At 41.0% G+C, this 26,093-nt stretch carries 24 protein-coding genes; 8 read left to right on the top strand and 16 right to left on the bottom strand.

The genetic code is table 11. The annotated features are described in order from the left end of the window. Nucleotides 1-16: 16 nt before the first annotated feature. Both Q0Y52_RS08300 and Q0Y52_RS08295 read right to left on the bottom strand, forming a co-directional pair. Complete coding sequence (locus Q0Y52_RS08300; protein ID WP_297820530.1) at nt 17-1,174, bottom strand: acyl-CoA dehydrogenase family protein; 1,158 nt, start codon at nt 1,172-1,174, stop codon at nt 17-19. A gap of 117 nt (nt 1,175-1,291) precedes the next feature. Then, nucleotides 1,292-1,492, bottom strand: a complete 201-nt coding sequence (locus Q0Y52_RS08295) for an aldehyde dehydrogenase family protein (RefSeq protein WP_297820527.1) — start codon at nt 1,490-1,492, stop codon at nt 1,292-1,294. A 553-nt stretch (nt 1,493-2,045) separates the two neighbouring features. Between Q0Y52_RS08295 and Q0Y52_RS08290 the strand changes: the two genes are divergently transcribed. Both Q0Y52_RS08290 and Q0Y52_RS08285 read left to right on the top strand, forming a co-directional pair. Beyond that, nucleotides 2,046-2,474: a hypothetical protein gene (locus Q0Y52_RS08290; RefSeq protein ID WP_297820524.1), complete on the top strand. Its 429-nt coding sequence runs from the start codon at nt 2,046-2,048 to the stop codon at nt 2,472-2,474. A gap of 156 nt (nt 2,475-2,630) precedes the next feature. Further along, nucleotides 2,631-2,795 carry a hypothetical protein gene (locus tag Q0Y52_RS08285; protein ID WP_297820521.1) on the top strand — a complete coding sequence of 55 codons (165 nt, stop codon included), beginning with the start codon at nt 2,631-2,633 and terminating at the stop codon, nt 2,793-2,795. Between the two features lie 188 nt (nt 2,796-2,983). Here Q0Y52_RS08285 and Q0Y52_RS08280 read toward each other — a convergent pair whose 3' ends face one another. Beyond that, nucleotides 2,984-4,357 carry a xanthine permease gene (locus Q0Y52_RS08280; protein WP_297820519.1) on the bottom strand — a complete coding sequence of 458 codons (1,374 nt, stop codon included), beginning with the start codon at nt 4,355-4,357 and terminating at the stop codon, nt 2,984-2,986. A 455-nt stretch (nt 4,358-4,812) separates the two neighbouring features. On the opposite strand from Q0Y52_RS08280, the gene Q0Y52_RS08275 reads away from it, so the two are divergent. Beyond that, nucleotides 4,813-6,002, top strand: a protein-coding gene (locus Q0Y52_RS08275) for an IS3 family transposase (RefSeq protein WP_297817896.1) whose coding sequence is annotated in 2 segments (ribosomal slippage) — nt 4,813-5,071 and nt 5,071-6,002 — 1,191 coding nt in all. Because the reading frame shifts where the segments join, the coding sequence is not laid out codon by codon here. 348 nt (nt 6,003-6,350) lie between these two features. Here the strand turns inward: Q0Y52_RS08275 and Q0Y52_RS08270 are convergent. The 8 genes from Q0Y52_RS08270 to Q0Y52_RS08235 all read right to left on the bottom strand — a co-directional run bounded on the left by Q0Y52_RS08270 (nt 6,351) and on the right by Q0Y52_RS08235 (nt 14,753). Next, complete coding sequence (locus tag Q0Y52_RS08270) at nt 6,351-7,484, bottom strand: WS/DGAT domain-containing protein (RefSeq protein WP_297820515.1); 1,134 nt, start codon at nt 7,482-7,484, stop codon at nt 6,351-6,353. Nucleotides 7,485-7,510: 26 nt separating this feature from the next. Next, nucleotides 7,511-7,657, bottom strand: a complete 147-nt coding sequence (locus Q0Y52_RS08265; RefSeq protein WP_297820513.1) for a wax ester/triacylglycerol synthase domain-containing protein — start codon at nt 7,655-7,657, stop codon at nt 7,511-7,513. Further along, complete coding sequence (locus tag Q0Y52_RS08260; protein WP_297820510.1) at nt 7,635-7,814, bottom strand: wax ester/triacylglycerol synthase domain-containing protein; 180 nt, start codon at nt 7,812-7,814, stop codon at nt 7,635-7,637. The genes Q0Y52_RS08265 and Q0Y52_RS08260 overlap by 23 nt, the downstream gene beginning before the upstream one ends. A gap of 347 nt (nt 7,815-8,161) precedes the next feature. Then, nucleotides 8,162-9,391, bottom strand: a complete 1,230-nt coding sequence (locus Q0Y52_RS08255) for an FAD-dependent oxidoreductase (protein ID WP_297820508.1) — start codon at nt 9,389-9,391, stop codon at nt 8,162-8,164. 165 nt (nt 9,392-9,556) lie between these two features. Next, nucleotides 9,557-10,192, bottom strand: a complete 636-nt coding sequence (locus tag Q0Y52_RS08250) for a heme-binding protein (protein WP_297820504.1) — start codon at nt 10,190-10,192, stop codon at nt 9,557-9,559. A gap of 671 nt (nt 10,193-10,863) precedes the next feature. Next, nucleotides 10,864-11,724: a family 16 glycosylhydrolase gene (locus Q0Y52_RS08245; RefSeq protein WP_297820501.1), complete on the bottom strand. Its 861-nt coding sequence runs from the start codon at nt 11,722-11,724 to the stop codon at nt 10,864-10,866. A gap of 705 nt (nt 11,725-12,429) precedes the next feature. Beyond that, nucleotides 12,430-13,569 (bottom strand): acyl-CoA dehydrogenase family protein, encoded by a 1,140-nt coding sequence (locus tag Q0Y52_RS08240; protein ID WP_297820498.1) that lies wholly within the window; start codon nt 13,567-13,569, stop codon nt 12,430-12,432. Between the two features lie 2 nt (nt 13,570-13,571). After that, nucleotides 13,572-14,753: an acyl-CoA dehydrogenase family protein gene (locus Q0Y52_RS08235; protein ID WP_297820495.1), complete on the bottom strand. Its 1,182-nt coding sequence runs from the start codon at nt 14,751-14,753 to the stop codon at nt 13,572-13,574. A 143-nt stretch (nt 14,754-14,896) separates the two neighbouring features. Here Q0Y52_RS08235 and Q0Y52_RS08230 point away from each other — a divergent pair, with 143 nt between their 5' ends. Continuing rightward, complete coding sequence (locus Q0Y52_RS08230) at nt 14,897-15,892, top strand: helix-turn-helix domain-containing protein (RefSeq protein WP_297821485.1); 996 nt, start codon at nt 14,897-14,899, stop codon at nt 15,890-15,892. Here the strand turns inward: Q0Y52_RS08230 and Q0Y52_RS08225 are convergent. Both Q0Y52_RS08225 and Q0Y52_RS08220 read right to left on the bottom strand, forming a co-directional pair. Then, nucleotides 15,867-17,282 (bottom strand): VWA domain-containing protein, encoded by a 1,416-nt coding sequence (locus Q0Y52_RS08225; protein WP_297820492.1) that lies wholly within the window; start codon nt 17,280-17,282, stop codon nt 15,867-15,869. The genes Q0Y52_RS08230 and Q0Y52_RS08225 overlap by 26 nt on opposite strands. Next, the gene (locus tag Q0Y52_RS08220; RefSeq protein ID WP_297820489.1) at nt 17,283-18,218 is read right to left on the bottom strand and encodes a MoxR family ATPase; all 936 of its coding nucleotides are present in this window, start codon (nt 18,216-18,218) and stop codon (nt 17,283-17,285) included. A 275-nt stretch (nt 18,219-18,493) separates the two neighbouring features. Here Q0Y52_RS08220 and Q0Y52_RS08215 point away from each other — a divergent pair, with 275 nt between their 5' ends. From Q0Y52_RS08215 to Q0Y52_RS08200, 4 genes are all read left to right on the top strand, one after another. Beyond that, nucleotides 18,494-19,102, top strand: coding sequence for a TetR family transcriptional regulator C-terminal domain-containing protein (locus Q0Y52_RS08215; RefSeq protein ID WP_297820487.1), 609 nt, complete (start codon nt 18,494-18,496; stop codon nt 19,100-19,102). Nucleotides 19,103-20,417: 1,315 nt separating this feature from the next. Beyond that, complete coding sequence (locus Q0Y52_RS08210) at nt 20,418-20,927, top strand: hypothetical protein (protein ID WP_297820484.1); 510 nt, start codon at nt 20,418-20,420, stop codon at nt 20,925-20,927. Nucleotides 20,928-20,930: 3 nt separating this feature from the next. Continuing rightward, entirely contained in the window at nt 20,931-21,659 is a 729-nt protein-coding gene (locus Q0Y52_RS08205) for a M48 family metallopeptidase (protein ID WP_297820482.1), read from the top strand. Then, the gene (locus tag Q0Y52_RS08200; RefSeq protein WP_297820480.1) at nt 21,656-22,312 is read left to right on the top strand and encodes a hypothetical protein; all 657 of its coding nucleotides are present in this window, start codon (nt 21,656-21,658) and stop codon (nt 22,310-22,312) included. The genes Q0Y52_RS08205 and Q0Y52_RS08200 overlap by 4 nt, the downstream gene beginning before the upstream one ends. Before the next feature lie 133 nt (nt 22,313-22,445). On the opposite strand, the gene Q0Y52_RS08195 is transcribed toward Q0Y52_RS08200, so the two are convergent. The 3 genes from Q0Y52_RS08195 to Q0Y52_RS08185 are packed head-to-tail and all read right to left on the bottom strand — an operon-like array spanning nt 22,446 to nt 26,042. Continuing rightward, a complete protein-coding gene (locus tag Q0Y52_RS08195) occupies nt 22,446-23,696 on the bottom strand; it encodes a hypothetical protein (RefSeq protein ID WP_297820478.1) in 1,251 nt (416 codons plus the stop codon). Further along, complete coding sequence (locus Q0Y52_RS08190; RefSeq protein ID WP_297820475.1) at nt 23,693-24,034, bottom strand: hypothetical protein; 342 nt, start codon at nt 24,032-24,034, stop codon at nt 23,693-23,695. The genes Q0Y52_RS08195 and Q0Y52_RS08190 overlap by 4 nt, the downstream gene beginning before the upstream one ends. Before the next feature lie 13 nt (nt 24,035-24,047). Continuing rightward, entirely contained in the window at nt 24,048-26,042 is a 1,995-nt protein-coding gene (locus tag Q0Y52_RS08185) for a glycosyltransferase (RefSeq protein ID WP_297820472.1), read from the bottom strand. Between the last annotated feature and the right edge of the window lie 51 nt (nt 26,043-26,093).

The following is a 26,093-nucleotide window of genomic DNA, read 5'->3' as shown; positions in this document are numbered from 1 at the left end:
TGAATCGAAAAAAGACTTAAAGAATGTCGCCAGCATGTTCTGTCAATAGACGTCGACCAATGATCATTCGCATAATTTCATTAGTTCCTTCCAAAATTTGGTGTACTCGCACATCTCTTACGTATCTCTCTAAGGGATACTCTTTGATATATCCGTATCCACCGTGTATTTGTAATGCTTCATTACACACATTAAAACCGACATCGGTGGCAAAGCGTTTTGCCATGGCGCAATAAGCACTGCATTCTGGGTCATGGTTGTCCAGTTTGAACGCAGCCAATCTAATCATTTGCCTTGCTGCTACTAGCTCGGTAGCCATATCAGCCAGCTTAAATTGTAAGGCTTGAAACGCCGCCAGGGGTTTACCAAATTGAGTACGCGCTTGCATGTAAGATTTAGCGGTATCCAATGCCATTTGCGCGGTGCCAATTGAACAGGTCGCAATGTTGATACGCCCGCCATCTAGTCCTTTCATGGCAAAAGTAAATCCCTGCCCTTCTTCACCTAACAAACAATCTGCTGATACACGGACATGATCAAATGTAATCAAGCGTGTTGGCTGGGCATTCCAGCCCATCTTTTCTTCGGCCTTACCGTAAATCACACCTTCGGCATCGGCAGCAATTACAAAAGCAGAAATGCCTTTAGGACCCGCTTCACCGGTGCGCGCCATAACCACCAACACATCGGTTTCACCTGCACCAGAAATAAACATTTTGGAACCATTTAACCGGTAATTTCCACCGTCTTTTTTGGCTGTGGTGCTCAGTGCGGCTGCATCTGAACCTGAACCAGGCTCAGTTAAACAATAAGACGCTAATTTTTCACCCGTGACTAAACTAGGGCACCACTTATCTTTAGCTGCTCTGGTGCCCCACGTTGCCACCATCCATGTGGCCATATTATGAATGGTCATCATGGCAGTGGTCGTGGTACATCCCATAGCAAGTTGTTCAAAAATAATGGAAGAGTCCAAGCGACTTAAGCCAAGGCCGCCTTCACTTTCTGGTGAATACAAACTACAGAAACCTAACTCTCCAGCTTTTTGAATCACCGTTTTTGGAAAAACATGCTCTCTATCCCACTTTGCAGCATGAGGGGCCAATGCCTGTTCAGCAAATTGTTTGGCGGTGTCTGCAAAAGCAAGTTGGTCATCGGTTAAGTCAAAATTCATAATATCGTCCTATTTAAACGAGATAGTCATATTAGGGCCAGAGGAAATATCATCTTCAAGTGTTTTACCCATTTCGCTGCTTACAATAGTAGCAATTTCATCATGGTGCGATTTAAGTCATTGCTGATAACCCATCATCATTCTGACTTTTTTTAAAGCAATCTCCTCTGCCCATTCGTCGAACGCAGCTTTTGCACTCGCCATCGCCACTGTGAGTTCCGCTTCAGAAGTACACGCCAGTTCTGAAATAACCTCATTATTGGCGGGATCAGTTACTGGTATGTTTGGCAGTGAAGACGATATGCCCCATATCTCCATTAATCAAAGATTGAACAATCTGCATAACTTATCCTAAATAGTTTATATTTTATTAGGCTAACAAATTTTTTACCTTTACGTTAACGTAAAGTAAACAATTTAATTTATAAAAACTGTTTCGTTAGCTGTACAAGCTCCAACTATCTATTTAATTAGGTTCGAGGGTATAACTCAAAAAATTTATTATTTTTATCTCTTTTGCCTGCAATGGTGTTTAAACGTGTAAAAAACAGTCCATTTATATGTTACTTACCAAAGTTAAAGTCGCCGTTGTGGAATACAATAAAATGGCCTATGATAATATCCATAATCATATGATAAATATGAGGTTTAGTCGATTTAGCTGTTTTAGTAATGGCCGAGAGCTGAAGGCCAACTTGAATAATCAAAAGTTATATTTCTGCTTAAATATTTTTAACTGAGTCAAAATAAAAACTGCGTAAAAGTATTTTAAGACTGACAAAAGCAGAAAAATACATGCATCAGACTTAGGAAGGCGAGTCATCTATTCCTGCCGCTCGTTTGAAAACCTGTATATCAGGCGCAAATAAAAGTGATAGATGCCATAACGTGGATAAAAAAGTATGACTGTAACCGTTCTATTCGCAAGCGCTCTTCAGATTTTCACGTTGCCAAATATTTAATGGATGCTGCAAGCAGTAAATCATCTGATCAGAGTTTAACCATCAGAAAAGGTTATATGTTTACCGTGATTGCTTTTTTGGAAGGCAATGTAATCAAAACGAATGGAATTTCATCTCGGCTTGGAAAGAGTGAACTAGAGGAAGCTCAAATATCGACTATTACCGATGCCGTTCAAGCTTGGCGCAACACCGGCGATAATGAAAAAGCCAAAGCGTTTTTAAAACTGAGTCAAGAAAAGCTGAAAAATATTGATAACGGTAATGAAAAAAAAGTCTTAGGAATGTTAGTTGCGAAAAGCGAAGATGCCATTGGCGAAAAAAGACCACAGGCCCTTTAATTTAATAGAGTTGGATTGCAAAAATACATTACCCAAAATATGCCGCAGCAACAGACGACTTCTATCAAGCCTCTTTATTATGGCCTCGGGAGCTGGCTTTCAATCTTAATTTATTGCAGGGCTTAGTGGACGCAGATTTGATTTTCTACAAAAAAAGTGAACACCTTAGAATTTTTAACAGAGTTACAAAACCCTGAACTCAATGAAGGAAATAGAAAACATTTAGAGGAAATAGTCAGTCTTACCATCAAGAAAAAAGATGTGTATTCTATTGTCAATACCAGTAAAGGTGAGACGAATGATAATAAAAGTGCAGATTAAGTGGATAAGAGCTCACTGTTAACAATAAACCACACAATTTAGAAACGAAGTAACGCTTTAATCAAAAATAAAATTAATTTAATATAGTGCGAATTGTTTATTTGTGTAGTCATTCATAAATGTTGAGTCAACACTTATAAGATTAAGACTGCTCCTCAAAGAGCAGTCTTAATCTTATACTCAAACGTTTATTTTGCTTTTTTCGGGATAAACACCTGAAAACCACATAACGCGGCAATAACAATAATGCCCACTAGCAAACCTAACCATGGTTCAAATACGCTGAATGCCATCGCGGTAATAACCATCGCTCCACGCTCTGTAGCATCATTAACAAGTGACAAGGCTAAGGTAGCACAAGCAAATGCTGTCAACACAAGAGTCACTGCTAATGCCAGTGGTAATAGAGGCTCTAACAAAGTCACTAACGGCAGAAATATAAACAAAAAGGGCAAGCCAAATGCATAAAAACTGCCTAAACTGTCGAAAATCGAATCTATTTTGTTACGACCTTGTGTCCAACGTTTAAGAAGGACAACTTGAATACCAGTCCACAATACCCCTTGAGTGGCAAAGAAAGGCGCAACTATAGCCATTATAATATTTCTAATACCCGTGGCCATATGGGCTCTGCTGGCGTTTAATTCAAGCTTTTCATCGGTGCGAATGGTTTGTGCTTGTTCTATCATTTCATTGCCCGTCACCACATCACCAAAAAACAAAATATAGGTTATTAGTGCCAATGGGAACGAAGCAAGAAAAGTTTCAATGGGTGGCCAACCGATGGCGAAAGGCGACGCTTTTGCCCATAAAGAAGCAGTCGAAGCGCCTACATCAAGAATTTCCCAACGAATATTGTATTGAAACTCACCAGTAAAATATCCAATACTCCCCGCGATAACAAATCCAGGTAGTAAACCAAACCCGAGAATAGACGCTAACCATTTTTTATTTATCGCAATCGCTTGTAGAGGCTTAGAAAAGGCAAAGACTAAACAAATGATTACCCCCAACGTCCCTGCTATAGGTGCAGATTGAAAAACATTAGCCGCATCGCCGTCTTTGGTAACACGTAAAAAAGCGGCAATCGCAGCACCCAAAATAATGCCACCCTTGAACACATTGGGCACAATTTTAATTATCTTAGCGCCAAGTCCAGTTACCCCCAGTACAATCAAAATAAACGCAAAGTTCAATGACAGAGCTGTCATGGCCTGAAACTGAGAAATATGGTCGCCTATATAAGCTGGAGCGGTAATAAACGCGACGACAAAAGGTATTGCAGGTGTCAGCCAGCCTGGTGCATAGGGGTCACCAAAAAACATCCAGGAAAAAGAAATAAGCATGCTATGAAACATCGCCATAGTCACCGCTTCTTCAAAGTCCAATCCCAATAAAGCCATGAAATACGGCACTAAGGCCAGTCCTGTTGCCCCAGCGACAGCAAATCCTTGAAGCATATCAGACAATGAAAAACGTAAATGAATTAAGGGGATCCGCATAGTAAAAGGACCCCATTTAATACCAGGCTGAACTTCTCCGTCAGGTCTTGTTTTTAGCATATGATTATCTCGGTATTGAACTAAAATTAAAAACATGCGCACTTATTAGCATGTCGCTACTTCACTGCTTAATTATCAAATCAGGCATACACAACCACATTATTTTTAACATAAAAACCAAATAATTTACATCCCAAACAACTTCTATCAGAAATAATGATGAACAGATTTACAATTTTATCTGGTGATAAGCTTTAAATAATGAAAACACTGATGTATTTGTCTCGGGTGATAGCTCTTAAGTGGAAGTGGAGGGAATAAAATTGAGGGCTTATTTTTAATTCTGTTTTTCCTATTCACAGCATCCACCATAATAATGCTTCATATATCCTCTTAGAAGTTGGACATATGCTGCAAATATGCAATGTCTTTATGTTGGTATGAAGTGGCATAGTTAATTTGGCCACCTAACTAGAGATGTTATGCTATTTGCATAGCAAGATTAGGTGCCAAAGATGAGCAAAAGAACAAGACGGACTTTTAGTCCTGAATTTAGATTGGAAACAGCACAACTGGTTGTTGATCAAAGTTACACTCACGACGAAGCCGCTAAGGCAATGGGGGTTGGTTTTTCAACGATAGGAAAGTGGGTAAAACAACTTCAACAAGAACGTAAAGGCGTGAGAGTTGAGCAAACCCCAATGACGCCTGACCAGCTAGAAATAAAGGATTTAAAGAAGAAGCTTGCGCGAGCTGAGCTTGAGAAGGAAATATTAAAAAAGGCTACCGCTCTGTTGATGTCGGACTCCATGAACAACTCTCTCTAGTAGAGAAACTGAGTCAGAGTGATGAACGCCGTTATTCGATAAAAGTGCTATGTGAGGTATTTGGAGTCCACCGCAGCACCTACAAATATTGGCTTGGGCGAGATAGACGCTTATCACCAGAGGTCGCTAAATTGTACGGCCAGGTGAAAGAAGTGCATCGGCAAAGCAACGGCTCAGCGGGCGCAAGAACGATAGCGATTATGGCAACCGACAATGGTTTCCCTTTATCTCGTTATCGTGCCAGTAATATCATGAAGAAGTTGAATTTAGTCAGTTGCCAACTACCGCAACATGCCTACAAGAAGGCGACTAAAGAGCATGTGGCTATCCCGAACATATTGGATAGGCAATTTGCCGTCATTGAGCCTAATCAATTGTGGTGCGGCGATGTGACGTATATTTGGACAGGCAACCGATGGGCTTACTTAGCGGTCGTCATGGATTTATTTGCAAGAAAACCCGTTGGTTGGGCGATGAGTCATTCGCCTGATAGTAATTTAACCTGTCAGGCGTTGACCATGGCATTTGAAAGTCGTGGAAGACCTAAAGAGGTGATGTACCATAGCGATCAAGGAAGTCACTACACAAGTCGCCAATTTAGGCAGCTAGTATGGCGATATCGATTAACGCAAAGTATGAGCCGACGAGGAAACTGCTGGGATAATAGTCCAATGGAACGCTTTTTTAGAAGCTTAAAAACAGAATGGATACCAACAACTGGCTATTGTAGTTTTAGTGAAGCTAAGCACGGTATCAATGATTATATTATTGGCTATTACAGTGAGTTTAGGCCGCATTCATATAATGGTGGATTGACACCAAATGAATCGGAATATCGGTATCGAAAATACTACAAACCCGTGGCCAAAATGACTTGACCACTTCAGTATCAGTAGCTGTCGACATATATATATAAACAGCCGCCTGTATTCTGGTTCGAATGTAACGTCGATAAAATCATGGGTGTGCTACAGCTCTGATGGATGAAGGATGAAGGATGAAATGTTATAGTGTTAGCGCTTCATTTTTTCCAAATAAAAATTTAAGCGCTTGCCTCAGCACGCATTGCTTTGGAGTACATTATGGTTACTAAACACTCAAAGCAAATTGACAAGACCTTAGCGAGACTAAAATATGCCTAGATTTGGCATTTATTCACTTCAATAAAACTTTATAAAAGTATGTTTTTCACCGCTTTGTCACAAGATCAGTGTTCATAAAAGCATTTAGCTTTCAGCGGCGCAAGCCTCAGCATTTGCCTTCAAGCTGAGCTCTAGGAGTTCTTTGTGCGCATCTTTCATATGCTGCGCCAGTTCATGTATGTCGGGCATCAGTTTTTGACATGAGATTAGACCAAAGTCGAGCCAGCCGTTGTAACTCTGCAATGTAATATTCAGTCCCATACCATGATAGGGGATCGAAACTGGAAAGGTACTGATCTGTTTGGCGCCAGCAAAGTACAGTGTAATGTTAGGTCCAGGAACGTTGGAAATCAGGACGTTGGCAAACGGCGGCACGGAATTTGCCACTCTAGTTCGAGTCAATGTCGAGGCAATACTACTCATCAACCAGGGGGCACCGAGTGAGGGGAAGTCAGTGGGCATTATAGCTTTTACATCAGACATCAGTGTTTTGGTATGGGAGGAAGAAACATTGATTGCCTTAAGCCGCTCCAGTGGATCGTTAATGTTAGTCGCAAGGCTCATTCGGGCTATGGACACTTGGTTACTCAATTCTGTGTTGCCTTCAGGGCGCACACTGACTGGAATCGCAGCCAACAAGGGGTCTTCAGTACTAAATCCCTCATCCTTAAAATAGCGATTCATACCTTCACCGGAGATTGCCATGACAACATCATTAAGACTGACATTATTGAGTGTAGATATGTGTTTACTATCCGCATATGGAATAGAAAAACGTGCGAAGCTTCTTTGATTGGTGATGGTTGCATTGAGCGGTGTCTTAGGAGCAAGCCAGTTCATCCGCTGGGGATTGCTTCCTTCCTGAGTGTCTGTCGGTTTGAGCATATCAAAGGCTTTGCGTGTTAGCTTTGGCAGGTTTTTGGCCAATTTAATAGATTGGCTAACGTTGTGCATCACACCTGATGTCGTAAGTTCGGCAATACCATAATTGTCACCTCTAGCTGCTTCTCTGTGCCTCTTACGCTTGTTTGCTTCACGTGGCACTGCAGACACATCCATAATAGCTTCCATTAATACTTGCCCGCCCATACCGTCGAGAGCGGCATGATGCATTTTAGAGTACAGTCCCACATAGCGAGTACCTTTAGGTAAGTCTGAGGGCACGGGTAAACCATCGAGTATATGCATCTCCCACAGAGGGCGGCTTCTATCGAGCAAAACTAGAATGCAATCGAGCGACCAGTTTAATCCACAGTAGCTCGAGTCACAGGAGGCGGAACAATCACGTGGCGAATGTGATAGTCAATATCGAGAGCCTCGTCCATAACCCAAATGGGGTTGGCGATATCGAATGGCATGTTGATAAGTTTACGTTGAAAAATTGGCGCCATATTGCATTCGATTTTGAATGTGGGTTCGCACATCCTGCATAAAATCACCTGAATAATCTGCAGGCAGCTCTAATATGCTTAGACCACCAACATGCATCGGAGTTTCAGGTGATTCTAAGTGTAAAAAGGCCGCATCTAAGCCGCTAAGGTGATCCATTGAATTTCCTTTCAGGTTAATGAAAAACGTTTTGATGAGGTCCCGTTCATATGAACTACATCGCTTGCTTTAATACCAATAACAAACAAGTGTGTATTAATTAAATATAAACACACACTTGTTTACCTCATATCAGCATAAAGTGAGGGGGAATATTCACACTGAATTTAAAGTACCGCTAATCTTCGTTTAAAGCAACGGCCGAAGGTTTAGGGTTTGTAACTGAAGAATATAAGCACAACGTCCCTCACAAGAATGGTCAAGTGATTGGGTTGAGCCAGCTATTATTTGAACAATCAGTTTTAACCCATTTTATAATGTAGGGCTAAGGGTAATGATGAATGCCCTTATAAAACTTTACTGCGCCCAAATAATACTCTAGGTCTTAACTTTAAAATTTCAGCTAACAATAGCTTCTCGTTAGATAAGGTAATTCTGTCCACTATACCTAATACCCTTTGTTCTATCGGCAGAAGTGTTGATAGCCGAGCCATATAAAACTGGTAAACCGCTTCTTTACCTGCAGCCAAAAGTGGACTGGTTAAAACCAACTTGCCCTGAATAAGATAAGTGTTTATATCACCCAGCGAGAGCAGCACCGGTTTCACACTAACTTTAAAAGGTTTTAGGGACTTTTTAGCACAAAAACGATTAATATTAATCGCTGCATGAACTCCCATATCTAGGGCAATACTCGCTTGTTTAGGCAGTGCGTTTGGCAACGTAGCAGAATCTCCCGCAACAAAAATACTGCTAAATTCTTTAGTTTGCAAAAACGTATTCACCGCTAGCCCATTAGGAGTAGCTTGCGTATTGATGCCATCAAGATACTCAGGCAGTTTGGTGCCCGCGGACCAGATTGTTACGTCTGAATCGATAGATTTGTTGTCATCGAAATGGATACTAGATTTTTTAACTTCAGTAATTTTTTTGTTGAAGTGAAAGCTAACTTGGAAGTTTTTGCATTGACTTATAACGTCATCAGATAGTCTTTCTGGAAGGGCTTGCACCAGTCTTGAGGCATTATCGATGACGTTAAAGTGTAGTTGCTTGGTTGATGCGTATTTGCGAAGTAGTTCGCCCAGCACTTCTACACCGGTAAAACCTCCACCAACAATATTGATATTAATGAGGTGTTTGTTGCTGTTAAGAACGGCCTCAATATCATGATGTATTTGTATTACATTGTCAGCAGAACGAAACCCGTGTGCATATTTGCTAGCGCCTTTAATGCCATAGTTTGATCTTGAATGGCCAGATGCAATCAACAATACATCATAATTGAGTATTTGCTTGTCATCTAGTGTGACGGTTTGAAGAGCGCCGTCGATACTAGAAACAGTTTGGTTAATAAAGCGATGTCCAAGCCTTGTGATGATAGTTGCTAGGTTTAAGTTCAGGCTAGTTTCTTTTTTAACATCTGACAAAATCTCATGGATATTAGGTGTCCACTGAAAATCCTGCTTGGCATCAATAATAGTTACGTCGTGGCATTTACTTAACTTGCTTGCGGCGGAAAGACCGGCGAAGTTAGCACCAATAACTATAATGCGAGACTTTTTTCGATTGAGTGTCAAAATGAAATTCCTGAATAGTAAAAGGAAATAAATAAACAATGATTAGAATAATATTTCTGTAAAATAACTACCTAGACAGCAATGTTAATTCAATAAGATTGTTTAGTTACTTTATGATTAATTTCAAATGATTATAATCGCTATCTGCGAATCCGTTAAAGAGATTTACCTAATCTGGATCAGCATTTCATTACGGCGCCACATTGGCAACGTTAACGGTCCATTGTAGCCAGCTTTTACCGGCTCACTGATAGCCTCGTAGCCATTTTCAGTCATCCAGGTTGCAAGAATGTTGGTGTATTTCTCTACGTTACTGTCACTCAATGTTCCGCTAAACTGAATGCTAGCCACTTTATAATCTTTGAGCTCACTCACATATACTTCCGGGTTGGAAGGTTTAGGCGTAGTTGCTAATGTAAAGTCTTTTGGCATAACAAATGACATCATCGAATTGTCGGCACTGTCATTCATAAACACTGGCGCCGTCATCGATATCTCCGACCCTTTATTCGCGTCTTCTTTATCTTTATCGTTCATAATCACCGGAGCCGTCATAGCAATTTCTGTTGCCCCTTCATTATTGCCGGTAATATAGCTGAACAATTTTCTAAAAGCACTGTTACCACTTTCACTGGACATACTAGTAGACACCAATACCATTGAATCATAGTTACGCACTTCTATTTTCTGAGCCTCGTCAGCTTTAAGAAGAGTATAGGGAGCTGTTTCCACATCACTTTGGCCCACAACAGAGCACGCAGTAGCAAATAATGATGTCAATATTAATAATATAAATTTCACTTCAAATCCTTAATCAATTTCTAATAAAACGACCTGGGCCAATTCGAATCGACGGGTATCATTAGTACCCCACATAAATAAAAATCGCGACCATTTATACTATCTAAACTATCATCATCATCGCTATATAGTTAATTAGCGATCAAATTAAAACGCCGCTCACAAATCACTTTATACGTTCAAACCTTGTGAGTTTTTGGCCAAAGAATGTTTAGATTAATCTAACCTTTTCAATCGCAAGTCACAATTACCACAAATCTTTTAACAAACAATAACATGAACATTACCTTTTAAACAAAGATCAAGACCACTTAAACCCATCACCCCCGCTTTGTTATTGCAATTTATTCTTTGTATTTGGAAGTGGCTTTTATCCCCGATAATTTTATGACCGAATTTAGTTCAATCTCGTGATAAACCAGCATGATGAAGTTTTTTATGAGCTAAGGTTAAAGCTTGAGTGTGCTCATATACAAAATCGGCATCAGTTAGCAGGTTTAAAAAACCTAAGAGCACGATGCTCGCCCTTAAAAATTTTCAAATAACACCCTGTTGATACACTAAATTTAATCCTAGCTAACGCTGCTTATTACACAGCGCAAAGACCCTATGAATGCATTATTAAATTGCTTGAATATTGGTGGTGGGTGCAGGCCACTGATATCTGCTTTTTATTTCCAGACTTCGTGTTTCACCCAATCTACTTCCATCGTCCAGTTTTGGGTCATAGGCGAGTCATTGATTTTAGCAAAGTTTAAGATAGCGAAGAATGGCTCAGAAAGTTTAGCGGCCTCATTAGGCAGTCGATAAACTTCCATTTCATTGAGACGAAAAATCACATCATCACCCACCCATTCTACTGAGTACTCTTGGAATTCGTTAAGTTGGGCTGCTTGAACCAGCATCAATGATTGCCAATCACCGCCGTCACATTCACCATTACTTTTAATCGCACGTGCCGCATAATGATCGGGTCCACCATCCCCATGATGCTCAAAGATATCAATTTCACCTGAACCCACCATTGGCCAGCAGATGTTTTCATCCGGCTCTTGGACCGGTGGCTCATTATTTCGAGCACCGAGGAGCCACCACGCTGGGAACATGCCTGATTGACCACTGTTTTCAACCTTTAACCGAGCGGTCCATTTACCCTTTACAAATTCTTTGAGATTTTTCGATGCGATGCGGCCAGCAACATACTGGGTATCGGGGTGCTGCTCACCATATTTGTTGAAATTATCACAACTGCGTTTCTCACCAATGTCTATAACTTTTAGCTTAATGCTGCCATTGCTCACTTCACGGGTACCAAATTCATTGTCCCGAACATAACAATGGTGTTCATTATTAACCCAAATTGGTTGATCTTGCCAATTTTCTGGATTGAAAGTGTCGAACTCATCAATAAAGTTCGCATGCCATCCACTTACGTCTGCAACCTGATCTGGTACAACCGATTTTTCTGAGGTGGGTTGGGAGCAGCCAGATGCTAAAAAGGCGAGTATGGTAATGAACAAAATATTTTTCATATGATCTCCAAAGATTGAGTGGATAAAAAATTAATGGGTGGAATGCAGTCAAAACATAGCGTGTTGTACCTGCACAACTGCAGCTTAAAACCAGTGATCATTGACACCATCACGTATTAAAAATGCCATAATGAAAGCATGCATCACCAATAAATCTATATATCACATATAGATTTTTCTACCTTACACATTAAGTTAGCTTGAACTAGATTTGCGACAGGATGGAATCTGTTTAAAAAAGTAACCGTGAAGAGTAATAATCAATCAATACAGAGGTATTTCACCTTTACTTGAGTATCGATAAATAAATTTAAAAAAAAGGCTTCCGAACATTTAACTAACCATACGGACAAGATGACGAAGGTATTCAAGATGATTACGTCACCTTGCATCGCATTGTGGGTTAGGAAAAACGTTGGTTGAGAGATGAAACAGTTTATTTCACCGCCCAGAATTCGCGCCTGGCACTCATCTTGGTATCTTGTTAAATTGTCATATGTGATAAGATGAAATCACCAATTAACTCGTAAAACCATTGTTACGAGTTCCAATGGTGAATCAACAAATTAACTTAAGTGAAGTGGTCAAAGTACGTTGCCCACCTCACTTAAAATCAGATTAACGATTAGTGCACTCTTATCAAACAAGGTTATATTTTTTCAAACAAAGCTTAATGTTTATCAAGCCAAGTGCCATAACCCAATATTATTCAGAATGTGCCAATCGATTAAATTTTTGTTGCTGATAATCGGCATCACCAAATGTGGTGTTAATCATCATCAGTCGCTTGACGTAATGACCTACATCAAGCTCATCGGTTATACCCATACCACCATGCAATTGAATAGCTTCATCACCAATCAGCTTTCCGTTACGACCAATCATCACTTTCAATGCAGCAATGTTTTTAGCCAAATCGTCTGCGCCACTTTCTGCTGCGCATACTGCACGATACAACATTGACTTAGCTTGCTCACCAGCCATAAACATATCAACCATACGGTGTTGCAAAGCTTGGAAACTGCTAATAGCCACACCAAATTGTTGTCGTGTTTTGGTATATTCAATAGTAGTGGTATTGAGCTTTTGCATAATGCCCATGGCTTCTGCACACAAAGCGATAATGACATCACCAACGACAGATTCAATCAGTGTGTAACCTTGGTCGACGTTACCTAGAATATGATCGGCGGCAACGCGCACATCGGTAAGCTTGATATTAGCGACCAATTGTCCGTCCATCAGGCGATAAGAGGTGCGTTCTACGCCTGGTGCGTCGGTATCAATCAGAAACAGTGTAATACCTGCTTCGTCACACTGGTCACCTGACGTTCTAGCAGATACAACCACTTTATTTGCAGCCATACCGTTGGATACCACTGTCTTTTCACCGTTAAGGACAAAATTATCGCCATCACGTTTGGCTTGTGTCTTCACGTCAGCCAACTCAAAACGACTTTGACGCTCTAAGTAGCCAAATGCACCTTGTAGTGAGCCATCGATAATTTTTTCAATATTGGCGTTTTGTAGGTCTGCGTTACCACTTTTATTCAACAAGCCACCAAACATTAATACTGTTGCCACAAAGGGCTCAACCACGAGACCTTTACCCATCTCTTCCATCACAGCCATTACGTCGGTCGCACCACCACCAAAACCACCATGAGCTTCGTCGAAGGGAATGGAAAGCCAACCAAGTTCAGCAAACATTTGCCAGTTTTTAGGGTTAAAACCTAAGTCACTGGCAGCATTAGCACGACGGCTATCAAAGTCATATTCGTCTCGCACAAAGCGCTCGACACTGTCTTTGAGCATGTTTTGTTCTTCAGATAAATTAAAATTCATAATTAAAGGCCCAGTACGTATTTGGCAGTAATGTTTTTCTGTACTTCGTTTGAACCACCGTAAATTGTGGCGGCTCGTCCGTACATATAAGCTTGTCTTGCAGAGTGTCCAAAGGCATGGCCGATAGATTCTTCAGTATCTTCGCCGTGGATCACACCACTGTAATAACCGGCTAAATCCATATACATCTGCTGAATGGCTTGTTGAATTTCAGTACCCTTGATTTTTAACAGTGAAGACTCCACACCCGGCCCTTTGCCGTCTGCTGTTGAAGCCAACACACGTAGCTCTGTATATTCTAGGGCCATCAATTCAATTTCAGTATTCGAGAGACGATTCTGGAACTGGGTGTCTTCACTTAGAGGACGTCCGCCGCTCACTTCTTGAGCGAGTAATTCGCGCAGCTCGCGCAACTTACGTTTAGAATCGGCAACGGCTGCAATTGAAGTACGTTCGTGAGCCAGCAAAGCCTTAGCATAAGTCCAGCCTTTTCCTTCCTCACCAATACGATTAGCAGTAGGAACACGGACATTATCAAAAACAACTTCATTAAGACTGTGGTGATCATCAATAGAAGAAATTTTATTAACTGAAACACCAGGACTGCTCATATCAATCAACAAAAAGGTAATGCCGTCTTGACGCTTGCCTGAAGAGTCGGTGCGAACTAAGCAGAAAATCCAGTCAGAATATTGCGCGTAAGTTGTCCAAATTTTAGCACCCGTGACGATGTAATCATCGCCATCTAATTCAGCTTTAGTTTTTAAAGCGGCTAGGTCTGAGCCTGCACCAGGTTCTGAATACCCCTGGCACCACCAATCTTCATTTTTAAGAATGCGTGGTAAAAAATGTTTTTTCTGTTCGTCGTTACCAAAATCGTAGATAACCGGAGCGACCATTTTCAAGCCGAATGGCACCACATCAGGGATACCAGCTAAAGAACGTTCCGTTTCAAAGATGAAGTTTTCTGTCACAGACCAGTCGACGCCACCATGCTCAACAGGCCAGCCAGGAGCGAGCCAACCTTTATCATTCAGTTTATTCTGCCACTCAATTTGTGCTGCTTTGTAATCGCCATCCCGACTATTGATGCGCGATGCTAAATTTTCCGTCCAATTCTCAGACAAAAATGCACGCACTTGGTCACGAAAAGCTAATTCTTCAGCCGAAAATGTAATATCCACTTAGTGTTTCCTCTGTCAATTGTTCATCTCGGGACTGCCCCCAAGCAAGCCATTACTTTACGCCCCTTCCTTTCTGTTGTACTTAGGATAAAATGCCACTTAATATGGTATATGTGCCAAATAGTGCCAATGGAGGTAATGCAGTGTCCGAACCTAAATGGCGAGTTGCCTTACTTATTTATAATGGCGCCTGGGCTTCGACCATTTATGGCTCGTTGGAGTTATTTCACAGTGCTAACTTACGCCAGTCGCAAGATCAGCAATTTCAATGTGACCTGCTCAGTGCAGATAATCAACCGGTGCAACTCTATGGTGGCCATTCGATCCATGGCGATGCTGTAATAGGAGAGCAAACTTATGATCTAATTATGCTCGCGCACTACTGGGGAGATTTCGAACAGGTCACCCAGCAATATCCTGACATTCCGCCTTGGCTGGCGAAACAATACGCAAAGGGCACACGCATCGCTGGAATTAATAGCGGTATATTTTGGGCGGCAGAAGCGGGGATATTAAACGGAGGGCGAGCAACGACCTACTGGCGTCACCTGCGAGAGTTCGAACAGCGCTACCCCGATATTCAATGGCAAGCCAACCAAGCGAGTGTCGAACATGAGGGCATTTACAGCTCTAATGGTCAAAATGCCTCCATGGATCTTAGCTTGCACCTTCTGGAAATGTTTTGTGGTCCCTCCCTCGCCGCTGGCTTAGGCAGAGATATCAGCTCTGATACCCGTCGAATATACGATTTAAACCTCATCAATATCGCCGGTTTTCGACAACACCGGGATCTGGGTATTCACAGGGCACAGGATTGGCTCGATGAGTATTACACTGAAAGCTTGGAGCTTCAGGATCTCGCCAAACAAATTGGTATGAGTAAACGCACATTTATTCGCAGGTTTCAAAAAGCGACAGGTGAATTACCTTCTCGCTATTTGCAGCGACTTCGGGTTGAAGCGGCTAAACATCGCTTGGGTAATACCCAAGACAGCATTAAAACGATTGGAATGGGTGTGGGTTATCGAGATATTAGCTCGTTTTCAAAAGTGTTTAAGTCGCTGACCGATATCACGCCGCGAGAGTTTCGCGACAGATTACGACCAGTTTATGCTAGGAATACTTCAAAAGCCGACTAAAAATACGTTCGATATCTTTCAAATTTCGGCAAGGCTCAACACTGCCACACCAAGGCGCATATTCTGACATAATGGAATCGCCAGTATCCCAACTGTTGCGATGCTCCGGATTCAACCACAATACGCGTTTGCTCTGACGATACACCTTTTCCCAAATGTCAGTTCGGCCATCGCCTTCATTATTGCGTGCATCACCGAGCATGATAACCGTGGTTTTTTTATCGATGCTCGCCAAAGCTTGTGACTGAAAACCTGCGAAAGCTTTGCCATAGTCGGTAGACAAACCTCCCCAGCGTTTCATTATTTCTTCGAGCGCCAACTCAATACCTTGTTGCTTAAAAAGTTCTGTAACCTCGATCATCTCAGAGGCAAAAACAAAAGAACGCACTTTCGGCATAACGTCTTGCATAGAGTAAAGAAACAACAAAAGAAAACGCGCAACCCGACTAACCGAACCGCTGACATCACAGATCGCCACAATTTTAGGGCGTTCGATGCGCGTCGCTTTCCAGCGGGTGTGAAATAATGCTCCATCAAAAGCGGCATTAGCGGCAATGGTTTTACGTACATCCAACTGCCCCCGTTTGCGCGTTAAACGTTTGCGACTATGTTGCGAAGCTAATTTCCGTGCGGCTCGCTGTACCAAACGTTGCATTAATTTATAATCGAGACGATCAAGCTGGCTTAACTTTGCCTGCTGTAAATATTCCTCACGGTACTTCAGGCCTTTATGTTGAGCAAAAATTCCATACTGCTGCTCTACATAATCTTTCACTTGATCAAGCAGACGTGCTCGGGATTTTATCAATTCCCGTTGCTTTCTTTTGTGCTCAGGGCTGTTGGCGTCGGTACGAATTTCAGTGCTTAACAGATCATCCCCAAGGCGCTGCATTATTTTATAAGCAAAGTAATTTTTTTGAGTAAACAAAACAATAGAAGACAGTTTCTCATCTATAGCGGCCTGCGTGATTGCCAAACTCATATCTTTATTTTTACTTAGAGCCTTACCCAATGATGAACTTGGGCTAGTTTGCATCCCCTGCCCATCTGACATATCAGCTTGGCTTGAGTGCGGGTTGTTCTTTGCTTCTTGCGCATTCTCAGAGGACTCGATCTCGCTTTTATCCGCTTCTTTATTCGACGCTTTATTTGACTCTTTAACCGACGTTTTGGCTTTTCCAACACCCGCAAAATATAAGTCAAACAACTCCTCATAAATCACCTGATCAGCCTGTCGCTTAACCAAGGTCAATGCTAAGACTGTTTTAGATGTTTCGCGACTTTCAAGCCCTAACAGCTTAATTGCTTTTAATGCATCTAAGGACTCAGCTGGCGACACATCTAAACCCGCTTCACGCAGCGCCCCTATAAAGTCGGCAACAAAACGCACCTAGCGTAAACTCTTCAACAAGGCGGCAATTTCTGGCTCAACTAATTCAATATCATCCTGAAACTTGAGCAGTAAGTTTAACGTTTCTTTTACCCAGTGTGAGTCCAACTCTTCAACATTTAATAAAAGCAGCGCCCTTGCCCAGTCAATGGTTTCACTGACTGCGGGTGATTTTTTCAGCGGCATGTCTCTTAACTTGCCAATCAGTGCCACTATCTGTTCTCTTAGTTGTGTATCAAGGCCTTCCACTTGGGTCGCTAAAATACGACTTTCTAAAGCGGCATCGGGAAAAGGAATATACAGATGTAAACAACGGCGCTTTAGCGCGTCTCCGAGCTCTCGCGTGTTATTACTGGTTAACATCACCACAGGGGTAGAAACGGCCTTAACCGTGCCTATTTCTGGGATAGACACCTGATAATCAGATAACAGCTCTAGCAAAAAAGCTTCAAATTCTTGATCGGCCTTGTCTATTTCATCTATCAGTAACACGGCACCATCTTGACACTGTAGGGCTTGCAATAAGGGCCTTGGTTCCAAAAAATCTTGTGAGTAAAATATATCCCCAAAATCATGAAGCCGGGCGATAGACTCATCTAAACCCCGCGCACCTCGAAGCACATCACCCAGTTGTTCTTTGAGTACCTGAGTGTAAAGCAGCTGTTTGCCATACTTCCACTCATACAGTGCTTTTGACTCGTCAAGCCCTTCATAACACTGCATACGGATCAGCGGCGCGTTAAGATAAGTGGCAGTAATTTTAGCTAATTCAGTTTTTCCTACGCCGGGAGGGCCTTCAATTAGAATGGGTTTTTGCAAGTGACAAGCCAAGTATATTGCAGTAGCGACTGAATGACTGCATATGTAACCTAAGTCTTCGAAACGACTTTGGATAATCTCTGGGGAGGCAATTTTCTCTTGATGTTTTATGATCACGGATATCTAACACTCAATGATAAATATCAGACATTATTCACCTTAGATACGGCAAATACCAATTACTTATGGTGATTGGTATACTTGCAATCCATCGCACTTGACAAGCGAAGACAAGGTCGTACAATTTTTATTTAGGTTCTTTGTAAAAATAAAGGGTAAACAACCTATCAAAGACAGTAAAACCGTCTTTGAACCTAACAATTTTTACTCCTAGAGACTTCCATTTTTGAGTTCAAGATGACATTTATCGGTTTGTACTTTATGGTTGTTGCATGACGACCTTAAATATCAAAACGACCCCACGACAGTGCTACAGCAAGTCTCAAACAAAGCTGATGCAGGCCACTCTAGACTCTTTAATGGACGAAGGTGTGGATGGCTGCTCGGTGCGCAAAATTTGCGAACGAGCTAATATGGCAGTTGGGCTGATTAATTATCACTTTGGTACGCTCAACAACCTATTGGCAGCGGCATATTTGGATTTGGCATTTTCTTTAATGGACAAGGCCATAGTAGAATCACACAGCACCAAATTGCCTAGGCAACGGTTATCTATCTTTATTCAGGAAACCTTCAGCGATTCAGTAATGCAACAAAAAACCCTCCGCGCTTGGGTGGTGTTCTGGGGCATGATTGACAGAGCTCCCCAGATCAAAGAGGCTCATGATTCATCCAATCAGGCATTTCGCGTGTTTCTGGAGCAAAGTTTTTCTGAATTAGATCAGACCCAGTCTGTTAAACCTACCCCGCGTCTTGCCGCCATAGGGCTAACCGCAATCATTGATGGTTTATGGCTGGAGTGGTGTTTGTCTAGCGAAGTTTTTAGCGCCGATGAAGCAGTAAAGTTATGCGAGCAGTGGGTAGACGCCGCGTGTGGGTAGAGTGTCATAACCCATCATCCTTGTGCCAAATCCATAGGCATAGGTGTACATTAAGTTCCCTTCACATTATTGCCATGTTTATAGGGTTTGCATAAAAATCTTATAAAGTGTGCTAATAGCAGAAAACAGACAACCGATAAAATTGACTGCATGACGCCTTAGAGCCTAAAAGCGGTCATTCGAGTAGTCGAAGCCGACCGTCTGCTTTGCCCAAGATAGCGGACGTAGCGATTTATTGTGGTTTAGTCCCCTTTGAGCGATCAGCGGACAGTCAGGACTTTTTAAACAATTGACGTTTTTTGCCAATTTCAGACATTCAACTATCTAAAGTTTACTGACCCTAGAAGTTTACAAGCTACTGATTTAATTATAACTAATAAATAAAGTTCTATTGTTGCTAATGCCTACATGGGTCAAATTTAGATGCCTGCTAACATTCTTCAGTTTAGTGATGACTTCCCAATACCACCTCCCGACTCATAATCGGCAGGTCCCCTGTTCGAGTCAGGGTCGGGCCACCATTTTCCTGTTACAAATCATCGAGTTACCTCAGGCCCACCGACTTATAGATTTCGGGTCTCACCCATTTCTGTCTGAAAAACACCCTGTGCGGCTCTTTTGTACTCAGTCAGCCGCTGCGTGATTTGATACCCTGCCCATCACCGACGCATGCGTCTGGCGAAATTTTGGCGGAGAGCGCAACTGTGGAACTCTCAGGGTGATTTTCGAGACGGATTCTGGGTTAGGACGAGGGATGCTCAGAATTGAACGGTTTACGGGGTGGGTGGGGAGGCTGAAACCTGAATTCCTGGAATCCTGGAATCCTTGAATAGTGAGTATTGAGCAAATAGGATCTACGTCACCTTACTGCGGATCAACGATTTCAATCATTAGACAGGTTTGCGCCATATATAGTCATTCAAGCTTTTATTTTATTGCACAATGATTGACTAAAATTGGCCTCTGAGAAGCCTGCTGAATGGTTTTTTTAGTCTAGTTGACTAGCCAACTTTTAAGATGAGTATCTCTGTAAATTTCTAAATAAAGCGCAATCAACCACTGTGCCCTGGAAATTTGTGACATAACACTCTTAGCTTGCTAGGAATGAGTATGAAATATTTTTGTGGGTGGCTTAGGTATAGCCATAAATTTGTCTCTGCCCCCTTTAATTCCTTCTTTTCACAGCTGGCTAATGTGTTAATACTGAAATGTAAGTTTTTATTATATATATTAGTGTGTTAGGAAAAGTTCAAACTCCCTTAAACTGTTTATTTTTATGTACAGTTTAGTTCATGCCTGAGCAAAGTGGAGAAGCATGTTTAAAAATACACTAGCAAATGGAAAAGGAAGTAAAATAATGAAAAGTTTTAAAGGTATGTCAAGCGTTGTATTAGCTGCTCTTATGTTAGGAGGTTGTGCCAGTGCCCCCGTTGTTGAGATAAAACCATTCGACAAATCCGTAAGTTTTGAAGGCAACTATGATGAATCATGGTCAAAGTTAGTCGGCTTTATGAGTACCAATGATATCAGTATTGGTACTATTGAAAAGGATAGTGGGCTTGTGACATTGTCGGGCGACGACTTGTCTCCGGAGCTGATAGCTGAATATTGTGATGCTAAAGCACCATTTTTATGGGTGTTGACTGGAGGTAAAGGTTCTGGCTCTGTCTTAATGACCGAAGATAGTGGCTTCATAACTGCCACCGTAAATGTAAAATTTCAAGGAACATCTACATATACGATGGCCAACCCACCTCAATACAAAACAGCCAAATGTAATTCTAGAGGAGCTTTCGAGAGCGCTGTACTTGGAAGTCTTCAATAAGGAATGATTAACAAAAAATCAAAAATCATCATTGGCGTTAATTTTTTATCGCTAATGGTGGTTTTTTTTGCTAGCTACAGTCTAGCCACTGCCGAGTTTGATCAGACTTTTAAAAATGCAGTGAGTCAGCTTAGTAAGGAAAGAATTCCTCGTCCAGTTGTACGAAGTGATGATCAGGGGCGTGAGTTGGTGCAAAACATTAATTTCAAAATCTTTGGCGTAACTAAAGAAATATGTAATCAAGAAAAAATTGAACCCCAAAATTGCAGATGGAATATTAAAGTTGTCAGGGGATCAGAATTTAATGCATTTGCAACGAATTCGAATCAAGTAATTATCTCTTCTGGTTTGATAGATAAAGTTACTTACGAAGAAGAGATTGCCTTCACATTAGCTCACGAAATTGCTCACCATCTGTTGGATCACATCGGTAAAAATCGTGAATTAGTTTTTATTGGTGCAATATTGGGTGAGTTGGTTTTTGGTGATTTGGTGGCAGGGGTTGTTCTATCATCTGTTGTTCGTCAAATTGGATCACGTAAATATGAATCAAGTGCAGATGCAATTGCCTTACGAATTCTTTCTCTAGCCGGATATGACTTAAAAAAGGCAAGATACGTGTTGCTAAGAATGGCAAAAATGGATAAAAGATTAACATCGAAATTTATGCAATCCCATCCAAGTGGCATTGAGCGGATAGTTGCCTTTGATACGATAGTGAGAAAGTTATGAAGTACTTGATCCTTTTTTCATTTTTTTATGCTACCTCCAGTTTTGCCGAAAAACTATCACTTATATGTCACCCTTTTGATTACGATACCGAGACTCAGCAAAATAAACCCCTCAAGCAAGGAGCAGTTAGGTATGTGGGGCAGACATTAGCTGGATTCCTTGATTCTGACACTTATTCGCTAAGAGTGTCGACTGAATGCAAAGGTAAGGGAGCGGAAAAGGTTTGTTTAAATATAACGGATAGTCATTACTGCCCTAAACCGTCTCCAAGCTTCAAGTTTAGAGGGCTTAAAGATGATGACTCCATAGTAATGATCTCTGATAGATGTGATGGTAGCTGGACAAAGTACCAATTAATTGGCCGGAGTTCCGATGAGTCAGAAACATTGGCATATATGGAAGAACGGACCTATTTCCAGTTGAAGAATCAAATTCATTCAGGCATTAATATTTCAAAGGACAAGCCTGTATTTTTGATTGGTAGAGTCGGAGATGGGCAGTTTGAATCTCAGTTAGTAAGCTTTCGTAAGGAATTATGGGAAGTTAATATCTATGATCCTCTTAGGAATAAACTAAAAGTTTCGTTTGAAAGCTATGAAAACAACCTCCATGAGAGTTTTTCACTTATATCTAGCTGCTCTGATAAAAAATAAGTACTACCTGCAATAAGCCTAGGTTTGGTGCTAATTATAATAAGAAAAATGGGGTTATTAGCAAACTAAGCGGTCCTGTAAAAGTCATTTCAGAAACAATTATTTGCTACAGGATAAAATAAGCCCTCTACAGCTACATCATAGGCAATAAACATTGCCCGGTATTCTTCACCACAACTTTAAGTTGTGATAAGTCTTCATTGCCATTTAATTTAAAGCTAAAACCAATAAAACTATTTCGTGGTACTTGCAAGCAAACTAAGCCGGGTTTATGTTGATTAGCAACAGCTTCATGCAGCAATTGCTCACCGTTCATTAGCTGCAGGACTACCGGTGAGTCATTATCAAACCAACAAGCATAACCCAAAACATGTTGTTTATCTTTTTGCTGAATTCCGCCATAGCACCAAGGTTTGTTCGCTTGGCTTAACGCTAGACGCTGCTGTTGTATAGTTTTAACCTGTTGATAAAGTTTAATATCCGCTTGATTATTTTTTTCAATTAGCGCGATAACCGAATCATCCAACACCTCCACCGACTTTTCTCGATTGATATTTTCTTGCAGTGGGGCTAAATCCAATTGATAAAGCTTATTAAACAACGCCAAGCTTTGATTATAATCTTCGGTTATGCCAACAAAGCCGATTAAATTAGCAGGGATATTTTCTAAGCAGCGAGATTGTAAATTAATAAAGCCCTTACTATTAATAAAATCACTAATAGAACCTTGATAGTTATTCCATCTTTTAAAATGATTAAAGTGAGATAACACCTGTTTGACCGGATCACGCATTATGGTAACGAGCTGGAGAATAGGAAATGCATAACAAGCTGGTTGAGCATGCACATGGCCAATATATAACTGGGTTGTATCCATTTTTAAGCGCTGATAAAAACCATAATAATCTTTGTCACGATAAATTTTTTCTTTCAACCAAGCGGTCGTTTCAACCGATTCCACACCATAATTTTTGACTAAGCCATCACTGCCAAAATATGACTCAGCCGCCTTTTTAAAACTGGTTCCGCCCGTTTTAGGCAAGTGAATAAAAAACAGTGGATCATGCGATTTTGGCTTTTTATTTATGCCCGCAAGTCCCATCACTTGTACGCTAACATTCTTATCTTGCCAATCACTAATATCCACCTTAAAGCCACAACGTCCTGTGCCATGTTGCTTTAGGCGAAGGACATCGGGTCGATAACCATTTGCGGTTATATAGGACTTTTTCGACGAACTGCTAATTTCAATGTCCACTTCTGCACTGTGATCATCATTAACTCTTGCCCAGCCAATAACATAACGTTCTGAAAGGCTATCGACAACAAGATGATAATTGTCCAAATTCAATAAAGTATTGGCTTTCTTTAGTACATTTTTCATCTTAAGGAAAAGTCTTCTCTGGTGAGGCTCAAATTTGAGCTGTAAAAAGGATCATCTAAAAGTAAATGTCCCCAAGTGGCTTTCATATAATCGGACTCTTTATTAAATCGAGCCACTTTTTCGGGGTTATCTTCATGGCCTCTCGACACCGACTCATGATGATATAACTCAGCATAGGGTGTCCATAAATTACGATAGCCTGCTTTACTAACTTTTAAACATAAATCAACATCATTAAATGCCACGGTCAAATCTTTATCATTCAAGCCATCTACTTGCTCAAAAATAGCTTTTTCCACCAATAAGCAAGCGGCGGTTACCGCCGACAGATTTTGCACAATGTTTAACCGGCTAAAATAACCATGGGGCACTTCTAGCAAAATATTTGTGTGAATGCCCTGCCACACCACCAATACCGAGAATAACCCCTGCATGTTGAATGGTGTCATCAGGATAATAAAGCATGGCGCCCACAGAACCTATATCGGGGCGAACAGCATGACTGACCATTTCCGTTAACCACTCGGGGTTAATCACTTCAACATCGTTATTGATCAAGCCAATAACCAAGCCTTTAGCGTTTGCCACCGCAAAATTATTAATCGCCGCATAATTAAATGGGTGAGGATAACGCAGCAAATTAACTTGAGGGTGTTTAGCGATGTCAGCAAAATAAGCTAAGGCGACTGGGTCGTCTGAATTATTATCAACCAATAAAATTTCATAGTTTTTATAAGTCGTTTTTTCCAAAATAGAGTCAATCGCTTGTTTGGTAATATCATAGCCATTATAAGTTGGAATAATTAGAGAAACTAAAGGTTCTTGTTTAATCAACCAGTCAAGTTTATAAATATTCTCATGCTTACCTTGACTGACTGTAACTCTTAGATTTAAAGACGCAAAATGCTGCTGCAAGGCTTTAATACCAGCGTCGGTAGCATAAGACTTTTCACTGGCCTGCATTGCCGTTGAGCCTTCAATAGCCCGCCAGTGGTAAAGCACTTTAGGAATATGGGTAATCTTGCCATGATCTATTTCACGTGAATAACGCAGTAACAAATCATAATCTTGGCTGCCTTCATAACCAAGTCTAAAACCACCAATAGCTTTCACTATCGAAGTTTTGTATATGCCTAAATGAGAAACATAATTCTGGCTATAGAGTAAATCTAAATTCCAAGCGGATTTAAAATGAGGATCATAACAATGGCCGTTAACATCAATTTTATCTTCATCAGAGTAAACAAAATCAACGTCATTATTTTGCAATGCCTTCGCCACTAAATAAAGCGCATCGTTGGTTAATTCATCATCGTGATCCATCAAAGCGATAAACTCACCATCAGCAAGCGCTAATGCCTTATTAGAAGCCGCGGAAATATTTTCATTCGTACTTGAAAAAATAACCTTTACGCGATCATCGTTTTTGGCTAATTCATGCAAAAAGACAATCGTATCCGAGTTGGTACTGGCATCATCACAAACGCATAACACCCAATTAATATACCATTGCTTCACTAATGATTGATACGCCAAGGCTAACCATTTAGGCTCCACATTATAAACGGGCATAACAATTGAAATAAGGGGCTTATAAGCAAAGTTAGCTATTTCGCTCGCGATTTCTGAATTTATCTTTGGCTCAACATAAAAATAAGGCATAACCATATTAATATGCTGTCGGCTCCCCTCACTCATTTCCTTCGCACCATGAAGCACAAAATGCTCAAAAGGGGTGTGATAACCGCCTTGAACTAAAACATCAAGCACATCTGGAAACGCATTAACATAATCGAGCTGATTGAATAATTTACATTTGGGGTACAAATAACGTGTGCCCGCTAATACTTCATAAATGCCTATGATTGAAAAATGTTGCCAAGCACACGACTCATCATCAAGGGAGGAACAAGCAACATCGGTATTTGCCTTTAAATAAAGAGCAGGACAAAAAGAGGGGTTGATCGCCGTTAAAAAATCATCGCTAATAGCGCAATGATAGTCACCCGATATTTTTCGAGTAGCCGCTAACATTTCTTGCACGCCATGATTTAAGTAATGCTGAAAAGCCGAGGTAAACTTGCCCGCGGCAATTTCTTCAATAACATCAAGATTAGCCGCCAAATAACTTGTTTCACTATAGGCCGGCAAGCCTAATGCTATAAGACGTTTGCCATTTTTAACTTCCTCATAACCATGATCTTTAAAATGACGTTCTGCCGAAGTGGTTTTAGCGTTAATGGCTTGTTGAACATCGAGATTAGCTAGAATATAACTTTGCTTATTTGCGCCTAAGCTATTTTTAGTTTTTTTTCTAAGCAAAGCAACTACACGCTTAAAAATCATAACAATCCTTGGTGAAAATTTGCGTCATTAAAAATTCCTGAAAATTTGCCC

Origin of the sequence: uncultured Paraglaciecola sp., from assembly GCF_943787955.1 — a bacterium.
Classification (GTDB): Bacteria; Pseudomonadota; Gammaproteobacteria; order Enterobacterales; family Alteromonadaceae; genus Paraglaciecola.
This window is presented reverse-complemented; position numbering and strand designations above follow the sequence as displayed.

Coding starts and splice junctions, on each gene's coding strand:
- Q0Y52_RS08280 (WP_297820519.1), bottom strand. CDS start 4,357: ATGCTAAAAACAAGACCTGACGGAGAAGTTCAGCCTGGTATTAAATGG.
- Q0Y52_RS08295 (WP_297820527.1), bottom strand. CDS start 1,492: ATGGAGATATGGGGCATATCGTCTTCACTGCCAAACATACCAGTAACT.
- Q0Y52_RS08195 (WP_297820478.1), bottom strand. CDS start 23,696: ATGAAAAATGTACTAAAGAAAGCCAATACTTTATTGAATTTGGACAAT.
- Q0Y52_RS08265 (WP_297820513.1), bottom strand. CDS start 7,657: ATGGCGCCAATTTTTCAACGTAAACTTATCAACATGCCATTCGATATC.
- Q0Y52_RS08215 (WP_297820487.1), top strand. CDS start 18,494: ATGACGACCTTAAATATCAAAACGACCCCACGACAGTGCTACAGCAAG.
- Q0Y52_RS08260 (WP_297820510.1), bottom strand. CDS start 7,814: ATGGATCACCTTAGCGGCTTAGATGCGGCCTTTTTACACTTAGAATCA.
- Q0Y52_RS08300 (WP_297820530.1), bottom strand. CDS start 1,174: ATGAATTTTGACTTAACCGATGACCAACTTGCTTTTGCAGACACCGCC.
- Q0Y52_RS08205 (WP_297820482.1), top strand. CDS start 20,931: ATGATTAACAAAAAATCAAAAATCATCATTGGCGTTAATTTTTTATCG.
- Q0Y52_RS08210 (WP_297820484.1), top strand. CDS start 20,418: ATGTTTAAAAATACACTAGCAAATGGAAAAGGAAGTAAAATAATGAAA.
- Q0Y52_RS08200 (WP_297820480.1), top strand. CDS start 21,656: ATGAAGTACTTGATCCTTTTTTCATTTTTTTATGCTACCTCCAGTTTT.
- Q0Y52_RS08245 (WP_297820501.1), bottom strand. CDS start 11,724: ATGAAAAATATTTTGTTCATTACCATACTCGCCTTTTTAGCATCTGGC.
- Q0Y52_RS08240 (WP_297820498.1), bottom strand. CDS start 13,569: ATGAATTTTAATTTATCTGAAGAACAAAACATGCTCAAAGACAGTGTC.
- Q0Y52_RS08185 (WP_297820472.1), bottom strand. CDS start 26,042: ATGATTTTTAAGCGTGTAGTTGCTTTGCTTAGAAAAAAAACTAAAAAT.